Annotated in this window: 11 protein-coding genes; 3 read left to right on the forward strand and 8 right to left on the reverse strand. The window is 67.0% G+C overall.

The genetic code is table 11. The features are described from left to right. Positions 1-282 precede the first annotated feature (282 nt). A complete protein-coding gene (locus RTW82_RS00840) occupies positions 283-720 on the reverse strand; it encodes a CBS domain-containing protein (RefSeq protein ID WP_021217056.1) in 438 nt (145 codons plus the stop codon). Positions 721-863: 143 nt separating this feature from the next. Between RTW82_RS00840 and RTW82_RS00845 the strand changes: the two genes are divergently transcribed. Beyond that, a complete protein-coding gene (locus tag RTW82_RS00845) occupies positions 864-1,586 on the forward strand; it encodes a hypothetical protein (RefSeq protein WP_213628082.1) in 723 nt (240 codons plus the stop codon). 94 nt (positions 1,587-1,680) lie between these two features. On the opposite strand, the gene creC is transcribed toward RTW82_RS00845, so the two are convergent. The 4 genes from creC to RTW82_RS00865 form a co-directional block, all read right to left on the reverse strand. Beyond that, the gene (creC, locus tag RTW82_RS00850; protein WP_316923993.1) at positions 1,681-3,105 is read right to left on the reverse strand and encodes a two-component system sensor histidine kinase CreC; all 1,425 of its coding nucleotides are present in this window, start codon (positions 3,103-3,105) and stop codon (positions 1,681-1,683) included. Positions 3,106-3,118: 13 nt separating this feature from the next. Then, positions 3,119-3,814 (reverse strand): two-component system response regulator CreB, encoded by a 696-nt coding sequence (gene creB / locus RTW82_RS00855; protein WP_021217053.1) that lies wholly within the window; start codon positions 3,812-3,814, stop codon positions 3,119-3,121. Between the two features lie 89 nt (positions 3,815-3,903). Then, positions 3,904-4,422, reverse strand: a complete 519-nt coding sequence (locus tag RTW82_RS00860) for an ATP-dependent zinc protease (RefSeq protein WP_316923994.1) — start codon at positions 4,420-4,422, stop codon at positions 3,904-3,906. Between the two features lie 61 nt (positions 4,423-4,483). Next, positions 4,484-5,740: an HD-GYP domain-containing protein gene (locus RTW82_RS00865; protein ID WP_316923995.1), complete on the reverse strand. Its 1,257-nt coding sequence runs from the start codon at positions 5,738-5,740 to the stop codon at positions 4,484-4,486. A 164-nt stretch (positions 5,741-5,904) separates the two neighbouring features. Between RTW82_RS00865 and RTW82_RS00870 the strand changes: the two genes are divergently transcribed. Together RTW82_RS00870 and betT are read left to right on the forward strand one after the other, a co-directional pair. Beyond that, positions 5,905-6,798, forward strand: coding sequence for an acyltransferase (locus RTW82_RS00870; RefSeq protein ID WP_316923996.1), 894 nt, complete (start codon positions 5,905-5,907; stop codon positions 6,796-6,798). Positions 6,799-7,103: 305 nt separating this feature from the next. Further along, on the forward strand, positions 7,104-9,062 hold the full coding sequence (gene betT, locus RTW82_RS00875) for a choline transporter BetT (RefSeq protein WP_184488572.1): 1,959 nt from the start codon (positions 7,104-7,106) through the stop codon (positions 9,060-9,062). 221 nt (positions 9,063-9,283) lie between these two features. Here betT and fdhA read toward each other — a convergent pair whose 3' ends face one another. From fdhA to RTW82_RS00890, 3 genes are all read right to left on the reverse strand, one after another. Beyond that, entirely contained in the window at positions 9,284-10,483 is a 1,200-nt protein-coding gene (gene fdhA / locus RTW82_RS00880) for a formaldehyde dehydrogenase, glutathione-independent (protein WP_021217048.1), read from the reverse strand. A 188-nt stretch (positions 10,484-10,671) separates the two neighbouring features. Next, positions 10,672-11,529, reverse strand: a complete 858-nt coding sequence (gene purU / locus RTW82_RS00885) for a formyltetrahydrofolate deformylase (RefSeq protein ID WP_316923997.1) — start codon at positions 11,527-11,529, stop codon at positions 10,672-10,674. Positions 11,530-11,684: 155 nt separating this feature from the next. Beyond that, positions 11,685-12,326 (reverse strand): sarcosine oxidase subunit gamma, encoded by a 642-nt coding sequence (locus tag RTW82_RS00890; protein WP_021217046.1) that lies wholly within the window; start codon positions 12,324-12,326, stop codon positions 11,685-11,687. Between the last annotated feature and the right edge of the window lie 47 nt (positions 12,327-12,373).

The following is a 12,373-nucleotide window of genomic DNA, read 5'->3' on the forward strand; positions in this document are numbered from 1 at the left end:
GGGCTATGGGGAAAGTGTGGAGTTTGTGTGGGAATTGGGTGGAGAGTGGGGATCGCTCATGCGGGATCGTAGGATGGGTAGAGCGAAGCGAAACCCATCAGCGGAGTCGGGCGCTGCCCCATGGGTTTCGCTTCACTCGCGGAGCGCCGCCCGGCCCACCCTACGCGATGCCCGATAATGCGTAATGCGCGAGACGGAACACCGCCCGGTGGATGGGTGAAGCGTCATCCACCCTACAGGCCACATTCGCTCCCACAAGGGTCCGGCGTCCAGATCCAACGATCAGCACGACCCGCGGATGTAGTCCTCGAGGTGGTGGATCAGGCTTTCCTGCTCGGCGGTGATGTCGCGTACCAGGTCGCGGATGGACAGCAGCCCGATCACCTTGCCGTCATCCAGCACGGGCAGGTGGCGCAGGTTCTTCTCGGTCATCAGTTGCATGCAGAACTGGTTGCTGTCCTTCGGGCCGACCACGAAGAGGTTGGAGGTCATGATCTCCTGCACCTCGGTGCCGTAGGAGGAGCGGTCCTTGGCGGCCACGCGACGCACGTAGTCGCGCTCGGTGACGATGCCCACCAACTCGTCACGCTCCATTACCAGCACCGCGCCGATGCCCTTCTCGGCCATCAGTTCGGCCGCCTCCAGCACGGTGGTGGTGGGGTCGACCCGGTAGATGGTCGTGTGGGGCTTGCCCCGCAGTATTTCGGCGACGCTCTTCATTGGCTGCTCCCGGTTTCTCGTTGTTATGTGCACCGCGTTCCATGCACGGCGACGGTTTGAGAATAGTCAATTGTGGGCACTCGCAAGAAGCGGCAGAATCGCCGCCAGTCGGGCCTTCCGGCCCTTTGGAAAAGGACGTTCCCATGCTCCCCCGCAAGACCCTCTTTGCCCTCACCGCCCTCTCGCTGCTCATGCTCGGCGGTTGCTCCAGCAAGAGCTATGTCACGCCCAGCCATGGCGTTCCCCTGGCCGGCATCGACGACGCCGATATCGAAGAGCTGTTCAGCAAGAAACCTGCCAGCCCCTTCCCGGCGCAGTTGAGCATCGTCCGTGTCACGAGTACCTATCGGGACGGGTTCGAGGTGGTGCAAACCCGCGACATCGAGTCCGACGCCGATCTGGCGCGCATCGCCGAACAGCCGCTGATTAGCCAGACCGCCCCCCTGAGCCGCCTGCTGGTTCCCAGCGACATGAAGAGCCTGAAGGACCTGCGCCTACCCGCCGCGCGCATGCGTTCGGACCTGCTGCTGGTCTACACCGTGGACACCACCTTCTATGTCGACAGCACCCCGCTGGGTCCGCTGACCGCCGTTTCGCTGGGCTTCCTGCCCAACCACCAGGCGCATGTCACCGCCACCGTCGCCGGCATCCTGGTGGATGTGCGCAGCGGCTACATCTACGGCTCCACCGAGGCCACCGCCCAGGAAGAACAGCGCTCCAGCACCTGGTCCACCGAGGACGCGGTGACCGAGTCGAAGAGCCGCGCCGAGAAGGCCGCGTTCGCCCGCTTCAGCGAAGGCTTCCCGGCGTTCTGGAAGGGTGTGACCGCGAAGTACGCCAAGAGCGCACCGGCCACAGCGGAGTGATTGCTCCGCACTGAGGTGGATCACGCGGAGTCCGGCCACCCGAGCGCCTGGAGAGCCAGGCAGGCGGATGCACCAGGATGGTGCCTGCGCGAAATCAAGCCACCGGCAGGCGCAGGCGCACTTCCACACCGCCGTCGAAGTTGCAGACCTGCAGGCTGCCGCCGTGCAGCTGCGCCACTTCCTGGACGAAGTTGAGCCCCAGGCCGGTGCTCTTGCGGCCGCTGCCGGGGCGCGGCAGGGAATAGAAGCGCTCGGTGAGGCGCGGCAGGGCGTAGTCGGGAATAGCCTCGCCCTGGTTGTACAGCCGCAGGTCCAGCTCATGGCCGTCGCGGCTCGCTGCGATGCGGATCAGGCCGCCCGCAGGGGTGAAGTCCAGGGCGTTGTCCAGCAGGTTGGCCAGCGCCTGGCGCAGCAGGAAGCGTTCGCCCGATGCCTCAAGACCGATGTTCACCGCATTCTCGATGCGGAGTCCGGCGGCCTCGATGCGTGCCGCCTGGGCCTGCAACAGGTCTTCCACCAGGGGCGCCAGCGGCACCGGCACGCGCTCCTCCAAGCCCTGGCGCTGCTCGACCTGAGCCAGGTACAGCAGCCGCTCGATCAGGTGCTGCAGGCGCGCGCTCTCGCCGCTGATATTGGCCACGAAGCGCTGGCGCTGCGCCGGGGGCATCTCGCCCTCCAGCAGCTCGGCCGCACCCCGGATCGCCGCCAGCGGGCTCTTCAGCTCATGGGTCAGGGTGTGCACGTAGCGCTCGACGTAGGCCTTGCCTTCCAGCTCGGTGCGCATGCGCTCCACGGCTCGGGCCAGTTGCGCCAGCTCGCCACCGCGCAGGGTGGGCAACTCGGCGCGCTGGCCTTCGCTCACGGCCTGGGCATAGCGGGTGAGGAGCCGCAGGGAGCCGCTGAGCCACCAGGACAGCAGCCCGCCGATCAGCAGGCCGAGCCCGATGAGCCCGGCACCGAGCCAGGCCAAGCGCATCTGCGAGCGGTAGATGTAGGGCTGCAGCGAGCGGTTGGGCTTGGCCACCGAGACCACACCGATGATCCGACCGTTGTCGCGGATCGGCGCCGCCACGTACATCACCGAGGAGTCCGGGTCGCTGGGGTCTTCACGGGTGGAGCGGGCGCCGTACTGGCCGCGCAGGGTCAGCAGCACGTCGTTCCAGCCGGAGTAGTCCTGGCCCACGGCCAGGCCGCTGGAGTCCAGCAGCACCTTGCCGGTGCCGTCGGTGACGTAGATGCGGTGGTTCACCTCGGTCTTGCGCACGCCCCAGATCTCGGCGCCGGGCTGGCGCTTGCCATAGGCCTTGAGCAGCTCGGGCAGATTGCTCTGGCCCAGGGTGCCGTCGCGCACCGGATCGCGGAGGATCTCGGCCAGCAGGTTGGCGGTGTCCACCAGGGTCTCTTCGGTGGACTGGCGCACGCCGGGGCGGATCTCGTCCATCACCGTGCTCAGCACGAAGTAGCCAGCCAGGCCGACGAAGAGGAAGTACACCAGGAAGATGCGGACGCCGAGCGGCATGGCGGGGCTCCGGTCAGGCGTTGGGGTCGTAGCTGTAGCCGAGGCCGCGATGGGTCTGGATCGGCTCGGCCTCGGCGTTCACCTGGCGCAGCTTGGCGCGCAGGCTCTTGATGTGGCTGTCGATGCTGCGCTCGTAGCCGGCATCGCTGGCGACGCCCACCGAATCCAGCAACTGCTCGCGGCTGAACACCCGCTCGGGCTGGGCCAGCAGCGTCTGCAGCAGGCGGAATTCGTGGCGGGTGAGGCTGAGCAACTGGCCCAGGTAATGAATGCGCACACGCTCCGCATCCACCACGAAGGCGCCTTCGGCCGCCGGGGCGGGCACGCTGGCCCGCGCGGCCTCCCGGGGCGCGGTGCGCTTGAGGATGGCGCGCACCCGAGCAGCCACCTCGCGGGGGCTGAAGGGCTTGACCACGTAGTCGTCGGCACCGATTTCCAGGCCCACCACGCGGTCGATCTCGGCATCCCGGGCGGTAAGGAAGATCACCGGCACCTCGGAGAAGCGCCGCAACCGCTTGCAGGCTTCGAAGCCGCTGATATCGGGCAGGCCGACATCGAGGATGACCAGGTCGAACGGGTCACGGGCCAGCAGTTCCAGCGCCTCGCTGGCCAGGCTCAGCCAGGTGACCTCGAAACCGTCAGCCTGCAGGGCATAGACCAGGGTGTCGGCGATGGCCGCTTCGTCTTCGACAATCAGGATAGTGGGCATGGCGTCCGTGCAGGCGGGGAAATAGCCGGCACGGTGCCGCAGGCCTCGAGCGGCGTCAATCCCGCCGAGGCCCTCGGCTCAGCCGTGGCTCAGCACTGGGGCTTGCCGGCGGTGAACTTGCGCCCGGGGTAGATGGCGGCGCGGAACTCGCGCAGGGCCTTGGCGCCGATCAGCAGCGGGTAGTTGAAGCTGCTGCGGTCGGTGAGATTGACCTCGACGGTGCGCTTGGTGTCGCCCAGGCACATTTCCATCTCGATCACCGGGCGATGGGTCGGATCGGCCTTTTCACGCTCGTCGTCCTCGTCGTCGCCGGCTTCCTCGGAGCGCGTCTTGATCTTGCTGATGCGCGCCAGGCGGTGCTCGTAGACGGTGTCGTCGGCATCCTTGGTGGCCAGGCGGAAGCGTACCCAGTCGTCACCGTCACGCTTGAAGCGCTCGATGTCCTTGGCCGACAGCGAGGCAGTCAGGGCGCCGGTGTCCATCTTGGCCTTGAGGGTCTGGCCGATCTCCGGCAGGCGGATGTACTCGTAGCGGCCGTAGAGCTCGGGGTCCTCGGCGGCGAAGGCCGGCAGGGCGACCAGGGTCAGCAGGGCTAGGAAGCGTTTCAACGGGTTCTCCTCGGGATCAGGGTGCAGGGAGTAGGACTGGATGGCCGCCCATTCGTTCGCGTCACTTCGCCTTGGCGGGTGGCAGGCGTTCGCCGCCCCAGAGAGCGTCGAGGTTGCGGAAGCCCCAGTCCTCGGGGGACTCGCGGCCGATGATGCGATCGCGGCCGTCGAGGGCGGCGAGGTCGATCACCTCTTGGGGAATCGGCACCTTCGAGCGGGCCGAGAAGAACACCTTGACCCGCGGCAGCAGCAACGAGCGGGCGTTCTGGTCGATCACCACGCCGAGGCGGCCGCTTTCCAGGCGCACCAGGGAGCCAGTGGGGTAGATGCCCACGGTCTTGACGAAGGCCTGGAACACCTGGGGATCGAAGTGCCCCTTGGTCCACTCGGCCATCTTGTGCAGGGCCTCGGCCGGCGCCCAGCCCTTCTTGTAGGGGCGGTCGGAGGTGATGGCGTCGTACACGTCGCACACCGCGCCCATACGCGCCAGCAGGCTGATCTGCTCGCCGCCGAGGCGGTGCGGGTAGCCGCTGCCGTCGAATTTCTCGTGGTGGTGCAGGCACACGTCCAGCACCAATGCGCTGACCTGACGGCTGTCGATAAGCATGCGCGCGCCGGCCTCCGGATGGTGGCGCACCGTGGCGAACTCGGCGTCGGTGAGGGCGCCGGGCTTGTTCAGCAACTCCAGCGGCACGGCCATCTTGCCGATGTCGTGGAGCAGGCCGGCCAGGCCCGCCTCGCGCACCAGGGCTTCGCTGAGCTGCAGTTGGCGCGCCAGGGCGATCATCAGCGCGCAGACGGCCACCGAGTGCATGTAGGTGTATTCGTCGGAACGCTTGAGCCGCGCCAGGCTGATCAACGCATTGGGGTGGCGCAGTACCGAGTTGGTGATGGATTCCACCAGCTCGGCGGCGTGGCCCAGCTCGATGGCGTGGCCGAGGCGGGCGTCGCTGAACATCTCCATCACCGCCTCGCGGGAGCGGGCACAGAGCTGCACCGCGCGGGACAGTTCTTCCTCCATGCTCGCCGGGCTGACCACCACCGGCGGCGCCTTGGCGGCCTCCAGCAGGCGCGCTTCGGCTTCCTGCTGCACCTGCTCGGCGGTGCTGCCGCCATTGGCGGAGCCCGAATCGATGTCCAGGCCTTTGGACACGTCTATCCACACCTCGGTGACGGCACTGTCGAGGATGCGGGCGAGGTCCTTTTCGGATTTCAGCAGGAAGCTGCTCTTCCAGAAGGGGTGGTCCATCCATGAACCGCATAATTCCTGGACGTACATGCCCAGGCGCAGGTCGGACACGGCGATCTTCTTGAGCACGATAACTACTCGATGGACATACGCGAATGCAGCTCCATCATGCCTGATGGCCAGCTGCCAGGACAGCTACCCGCGATGGACTTTCGCACCCCGTCACGTCTTGGCAAGCGAAGCCCACTGCGTATCATGGCAACGCCACCCACAGGCCAAGGAGCCAAGGACCTATGCGGGCGCTGCTGACCGGTATCACCACCATCCTGCTCATCCTGATCAACACCCTGGTGCTGATCGGCCCCATGCTGCTGATCGCGCTGCTGAAACTGATCCTGCCCGGGCAGGCCCTCAAGGACGCCTGCTCCCGCACGGTGATGTGGATCGCCGAAGCCTGGGCCGAGAACGACAAGCGCATCTTCGCCCTGCTCACCCCCACCGTCTGGGACATCCGCGGCGGCGACGGCCTGCGCAGCGATACCTCCTACCTGGTGGTGTCCAATCACCAGTCCTGGGTGGACATCCCCGCCCTGGTGCAGGCCTTCAACCGCAAGACGCCCTACTTCAAGTTCTTCCTCAAGAAGGAGCTGATCTGGGTGCCCTTCATCGGCCTGGCCTTCTGGGCGCTGGATTACCCCTTCATGAAGCGCTACTCCAAGGCCTTCCTCGACAAGCACCCGGAGATGAAGGGCAAGGACCTGGAGATCACCAAGGCCGCCTGCGAGAAGTTCAAGCGCTTGCCGGTGACGGTGGTGAACTACCTCGAAGGCACGCGCTTCACCCCGGCCAAGCAGGCGCAGCAGGGCTCGCCCTACCGCCACCTGCTCAAGCCCAAGGCCGGCGGCGTGGCCTTCGTGCTCGCCGCCCTGGGCGAACAGCTCGACGCCATGCTCGACGTCACCCTGATCTACCCCGGCAAGCAGGTGCCCGGCTTCTGGGCGCTGGTGTCCGGCCAGGTGCCCAAGGTGATCGTCGACATCCAGACCCGCGACATCGACCCCTCGCTGTGGCAGGGCGACTATGAGAACGACCCGCAATTCCGCCAGCACATCCAGGACTGGGTGACCCGCCTCTGGGCCGAGAAGGACGCGCGCATCGAACAGCTGCGCGGTGAACTGCAGGGCTGAGCCCGCCACCCGCGCCCTCCCTCAGCATTTTCCGACGAAACGGCGCAGCCCCCTTGAGCTCTGGCTCAGGGGGGCGGCGAAGCCCTGCGCGGCAGGGTGTGGGAATTGGCCGAAAAGACGCTTGCCGTGTTTATATTGAACGCTCGATCAATTTAAAAGGAACCTCGACGCCCTCTTCCGTTTCTCATCAGGCGCGTGCCTGAACCTGCGTCAAAGGAGTATTTCTTGTCGACCCCCTCCCCCTTCCGCCAAGAGGCCGCCCGATCATGAGCGTGCCCAATCCCCCCGGTAGCCTGCCGCTGCGCATGAACACGCCCGTCCTGCTGGGATCGGCGGGCTTCGTCCTGATCTTCGGCCTGGTGGTTGCGATCTTCACCGAGCAGGCCGGCGCCTGGTTGCTGCAGGCCCAGGCCTGGGCCGCCAACAGCGTGGGCTGGTACTACCTGCTGGCCATGACCCTGTACCTGGTGTTCGTGGTGGTCACCGCGCTGTCCGGCTACGGCAAGATCAAGCTCGGCGCCGACCACGACGAGCCGGAATTCAGCTACCTGTCCTGGGCCGGCATGCTGTTCGCCGCCGGCATCAGCATCACCCTGTTCTTCTTCTGCGTCTCCGAGCCGCTGACCCACCTGCTGCAGCCGCCCCAGGGCGAAGCCGGCGGGCCCGAGGCGGCGCGCCAGGCGATGCAGCTGCTGTTCCTCCACTGGGGCCTGCACGGCTGGGGCGTGTTCGCCCTGGTGGCCATGGCCCTGGCCTATTTCGCCTACCGCCACAACCTGCCGCTGGCCCTGCGCTCGGCGCTCTACCCGCTGATCGGCAAGCGCATCAACGGCCCCATCGGCTACACGGTGGACGCCTTCGGCATCATCGCCACGGTGTTCGGCCTGGGCGCGGACATGGGCTTCGGCGTGCTGCACCTGAACGCCGGCCTCGACTACCTGTTCGGCATCCCCCACAACCAGTGGGTGCAGGTGCTGCTGATCGCCCTGATGATGGGCGCGGCGGTGCTGGTGGCGGTGAGCGGCGTGGAAAAGGGCGTGCGGGTGATGTCCGACGTCAACATGCTGCTGGCCTGTTCGCTGTTGCTGTTCGTGCTCTTCGCCGGGCCCACCCAGCACCTGCTGAACATGCTGGTGCAGAACGTCGGCGACTACCTCAGCGCCGTGCCGGCCAAGAGTTTCGACCTCTACGCGTGGAACAGCCCCTCCGGCTGGCTGGGCGACTGGACGGTGTTCTACTGGGCCTGGTGGATCGCCTGGGCGCCCTTCGTCGGCCTGTTCATCGCGCGCATCTCGCGCGGGCGCACCATCCGCGAATTCGTTTTCGGCGTGCTGTTCATCCCCCTCGGCTTCACCCTGGCGTGGATGTCGATCTTCGGCAACAGCGCCCTGGAGCTGGTGCTCAACCACGGCATGACCGAACTGGCGGTCGGCGCCATCGAAGACCCGTCGATGGTCATCTACCGCCTGCTGGAAACCTACCCCTGGAGCCGCACGGTGATCGCCGTGACGGTGTTCGTCAGCTTCGTGTTCTTCGTCACCTCTGCCGACTCCGGCACCGTGGTGCTCTCGACCCTCTCCGCACGCGGCGGCGAGGAAGGCGAGGACGGGCCCAAGTGGCTGCGGGTGTTCTGGGGCGCGATGACCGCGCTGATCACCAGCGGGCTGCTGTTCGCCGGCAGCATCGACGCGCTGAAGTCGGCGGTGGTGCTCACCTCCCTGCCCTTCTCGCTGATCCTGCTGCTGATGATGTGGGGCCTGCACAAGGCCTTCTACCTGGAGTCCCAGCGCCAGCGCGCGCGCCTGCATTCCCTGGCGCCACTGGACCAGCGGCCACGCAAGGGCGGCTGGCGCCAGCGCCTCAGCCAGGCCGTGCACTTCCCCTCGCGGGACGAGGTGTACCGCTTCATGGAGCAGGAGGTGCGCCCGGCCATGGAGGCGGTGGCGGAGCAGTTCCGCGAGAAGTCGCTGCGAGTGGAGACCGAGCTGGACCCGGCCAACGCCAGCCTCAGCCTGGAGGTCGGCCACGGCGAGGAAACGCCCTTCCTCTACCGGGTGGTGATGCGCGGCTACTTCACGCCCTCCTTCGCCGTCGCCGGGCTGGACGCGCGCAACCTGCGCAACCGCCGCTACTACCGCGCCGAGGTGCACCTGGCCGAAGGCAGCCAGGACTACGACCTGGTGGGCTACAGCCGCGAGCAGATCATCAACGACATGCTCGACCAGTACGAACGGCACCTGCAGTTCCTGCACCTGGTGCGTTAGCTAGGGTGCCCGGGCTACGGAGCAGTCCGTAGGATGGGTAGAGCCCCGCGAAACCCATCGCTCCGAGGTGATGGGTTTCGCTTCGCTCTACCCATCCTACGTCCGGCCTTCAGGTGCGAGGCCGGGTTCCCCGCCTTCCCCCATAAAAAAGAGGAGCCCAAGGGCTCCTCGAAACAGGTACCGCAACGTAGCAGACGCGGTACCGGGGGTTTGCGGGTGGGTCAGGCGGCGCTGAACAGCTTGTGCGGGTCAATGACGAATTTCTTCGGCACGCCGGCGTCGAACTCGCCGTAGCCACGGGGCGCTTCATCCAGGCCGATCACCTGCACACCGACCACTTCGGCGATGTTGATGCGGTCCCACATGATGGCCTGCATGAGCTGGCGGTTGTATTTCATCACCGGGGTCTGGCCAGTGTGGAAGCTGTGGGACTTGGCCCAGCCGAGGCCGAAACGGATGCTCAGGCTGCCGATCTTGGCGGCCGCGTCCACCGCGCCCGGGTCTTCGGTGACGTAGAGGCCGGGGATGCCGATCTTGCCGGCGACCCGCACCACGCCCATCAGCGAGTTGAGCACCGTGGCCGGCGCTTCGTGCTGGGCACCGGCATGGCCGTGGCCGCGCGCTTCGAAGCCCACGGCGTCGACGGCGCAGTCCACTTCCGGCTCGCCCAGCAGGGCGGCGATCTGCTCGTGCAGCGGGGTGTCCTTGGACAGGTCGGCGATCTCGAAGCCCTGGGCCTTGGCATGGGCCAGGCGCACCGGGTTGACGTCGCCGACTATCACCACCGCGGCGCCCAGCAAGCGCGCGGAGGCGGCAGCGGCGAGGCCGACGGGACCGGCACCGGCGATGTAGACGGTGGAGCCCGGGCCGACGCCAGCGGTGACCGCGCCGTGGTAGCCGGTGGGCAGGATGTCGGAGAGGCAGGTCAGGTCGCGGATCTTCTCCATGGCCTTGTCGCGGTCCGGCAGTTTCAGCAGGTTGAAGTCGGCGTAGGGCACCAGCACGTACTCGGCCTGGCCACCGGTCCAGTCACCCATGTCGACATAGCCGTAAGCGCCGCCGGCACGGGCCGGGTTGACGGTGAGGCAGACGCCGGTGTGCTGTTCCTTGCAGGAGCGGCAGCGACCGCAGGCGACGTTGAAGGGCACGGAAACCAGGTCGCCGATCTTCAGGTTCTCGACGTCGCTGCCCTTCTCGATCACCTCGCCGGTGATCTCGTGGCCGAGCACAAGGCCGACCTGGGCGGTGGTACGGCCGCGCACCATGTGCTGGTCCGAGCCGCAGATGTTGGTGGATACCACGCGCAGGATGACCCCGTGCTCGATCTTGCGACCGCGCGGGTCCTGCATCTTGGGATAGTCGATCTTCTGCACCTCGACCTTGCCTGCGCCGAGATAGACGACACCACGATTACCAGACATGCATGAATCTCCTTTGTTGTTGTGGATACAAAGGCGCGGCCTGGGCCACGCGGCCTTGTACTGGAGCTTGTGTCTGTTGCCGGAGCCGCCGGGTGGAGCTGGCAGGGCGGCTGCCGAAAGCTGTAGCCGGACTTCAGTCCGGGGTCTGGCACGCTCCCGGGCTGGAGCCCGGGCTACGTCTGTTCAGGTCAGAGCACCACTGTGCGGTTGGCGTTGAGGAACACCCGGCGCTCGATGTGCAGGCCCACGGCCTTGGCCAGGGTCAGGCACTCGATGTCGCGGCCCTTGGCGATCAGGTCCTCGGGGTAGTGGGCGTGGTCCACCGGCTCCACGCCCTGGGCGATGATCGGCCCCTCGTCGAGGTCGTTGTTGATGTAGTGGGCGGTGGCCCCCACCAGCTTGACGCCCTTCTGGTACGCCTGGTGGTAGGGCTTGGCGCCCTTGAAGCCGGGCAGCAGCGAGTGGTGGATGTTGATCGCCCAGCCGTCCAGGCGTCGGCACAGTTCGGGGGACAGCACCTGCATGTAGCGGGCGAGGACCACCAATTCGGCGCCGGTCTCCTCAATCACCTGCAGCACGCGCCGCTCCTGGGCGGGCTTGTCGTTGGGGTCGAGGGGGAGGTGGTGGTAGGGAATCCCGTGCCAGCGGGCCAGGGGTTCCAGGTCCGGGTGGTTGGAGACCACCGCGACCACGTCCATGGCCAGCTGGCCGATGCGCTGGCGGTAGAGCAGGTCGTTGAGGCAGTGATCGGCCTTGCTGACCATCAGCACCACCTTGGCACGGTAGCTGGGCGGGGTCAGCTCGATCTGCATGTCGAAGGGCGCCACGCGCTCGGCCAGGGCGGCACGGAAGGCCTGCTCCTCGAAGCCGTCGGGCTGGCGGAATTCGATGCGGATGAAGAAGCGCGCGGAGAGCCGGTCGTCGAAGGAGTGGTGCTCGGTGACGTAGCAGCGCTGCTCGTAGAGGAAGCGCGTCACCGCGTCCACGGTGCCCAGCACGCTGGGGCAATGGGCGGTGAGGATCCAGGTATCGGGGGTGCGGCTCATGTCGATCTCCTCGGGTACGGCGGCAGGTTGGTACGGGCCACGTTGGGCCTCGCTGCGCTCGGCACCAACCTACGGATGCAGGCGCAAGGTGGATGACGCTTCACCCACCCTGGCTGTCCTGCGGTGGACGAAAAGAGCGTCGTCCACCCTACCTCTCAAGCCTTGATCGCCAGCCCGTACTCGGCGCTGGCGTCCTGCAGCCAGAGCCAGAAGTAGTCGGAGAAGCTGCGGCGGATCAGCAGTTCCCAGGTGTCCTCGCCGGTGTGGCGGATCACCAGTTGCGACTTGGCGAAGGTGGTGCCCACCGCCTTGCCCACCGGGAAGTTGCTCGGGTGCAGGTCATAGGGCGTGGACTTCATCAGCATCTCGCGCACCTTGGGCCCGCTCAGCTCCAGCAGGGTCTGCCCGCCGCTGACGTTGATCACCGCGTGGTGCAGCCCTTCCAGGGCGGCGCGCAGGCGCTGCTCGGCGGCGAACTCCTCGCCACGGGGCAGGATCAGCAGCCACTCGTCCGGCGACAGCCACTGCAGCGAAGTCTCGCCGCTGGCCACCAGGGTCAGCGCCACCGGCAGCTCCAGGCCCAGGGCCTTGTGCACGCCGCCGGCGAAGGCCGGGTCGCGGGCATCGCCACGCAGCACCAGGTGGCCCAGCAACTGCTTCTCGCGCAGGGTCACGCCGGCGGCGCCGGACTTGCCCAGGGCGCCCTTGCCGGCCAGCTCGTCGAGCCCGGCGTGGAACAGCGGCGATTCGCCGGCCAGTTCATCCGGACGCTGCTTGTACACGTTCACTGCGCTCATTTCTCACCTGCCTGGTGCACGCCGGCACCGTCGAATTCCATGCTCTT

The organism is Pseudomonas sp. zfem005 (assembly GCF_032621735.1).
Classification (GTDB): Bacteria; Pseudomonadota; Gammaproteobacteria; order Pseudomonadales; family Pseudomonadaceae; genus Metapseudomonas; species Metapseudomonas solani.

Excerpts from the sequence above, each read along its gene's own strand:
- creC (WP_316923993.1), bottom strand. The coding sequence starts at position 3,105 with ATGCCGCTCGGCGTCCGCATCTTCCTGGTGTACTTCCTCTTCGTCGGC.
- creB (WP_021217053.1), bottom strand. The coding sequence starts at position 3,814 with ATGCCCACTATCCTGATTGTCGAAGACGAAGCGGCCATCGCCGACACC.
- RTW82_RS00845 (WP_213628082.1), top strand. The coding sequence starts at position 864 with ATGCTCCCCCGCAAGACCCTCTTTGCCCTCACCGCCCTCTCGCTGCTC.
- purU (WP_316923997.1), bottom strand. The coding sequence starts at position 11,529 with ATGAGCCGCACCCCCGATACCTGGATCCTCACCGCCCATTGCCCCAGC.
- fdhA (WP_021217048.1), bottom strand. The coding sequence starts at position 10,483 with ATGTCTGGTAATCGTGGTGTCGTCTATCTCGGCGCAGGCAAGGTCGAG.
- RTW82_RS00890 (WP_021217046.1), bottom strand. The coding sequence starts at position 12,326 with ATGAGCGCAGTGAACGTGTACAAGCAGCGTCCGGATGAACTGGCCGGC.
- RTW82_RS00870 (WP_316923996.1), top strand. The coding sequence starts at position 5,905 with ATGCGGGCGCTGCTGACCGGTATCACCACCATCCTGCTCATCCTGATC.
- RTW82_RS00840 (WP_021217056.1), bottom strand. The coding sequence starts at position 720 with ATGAAGAGCGTCGCCGAAATACTGCGGGGCAAGCCCCACACGACCATC.
- betT (WP_184488572.1), top strand. The coding sequence starts at position 7,104 with ATGAACACGCCCGTCCTGCTGGGATCGGCGGGCTTCGTCCTGATCTTC.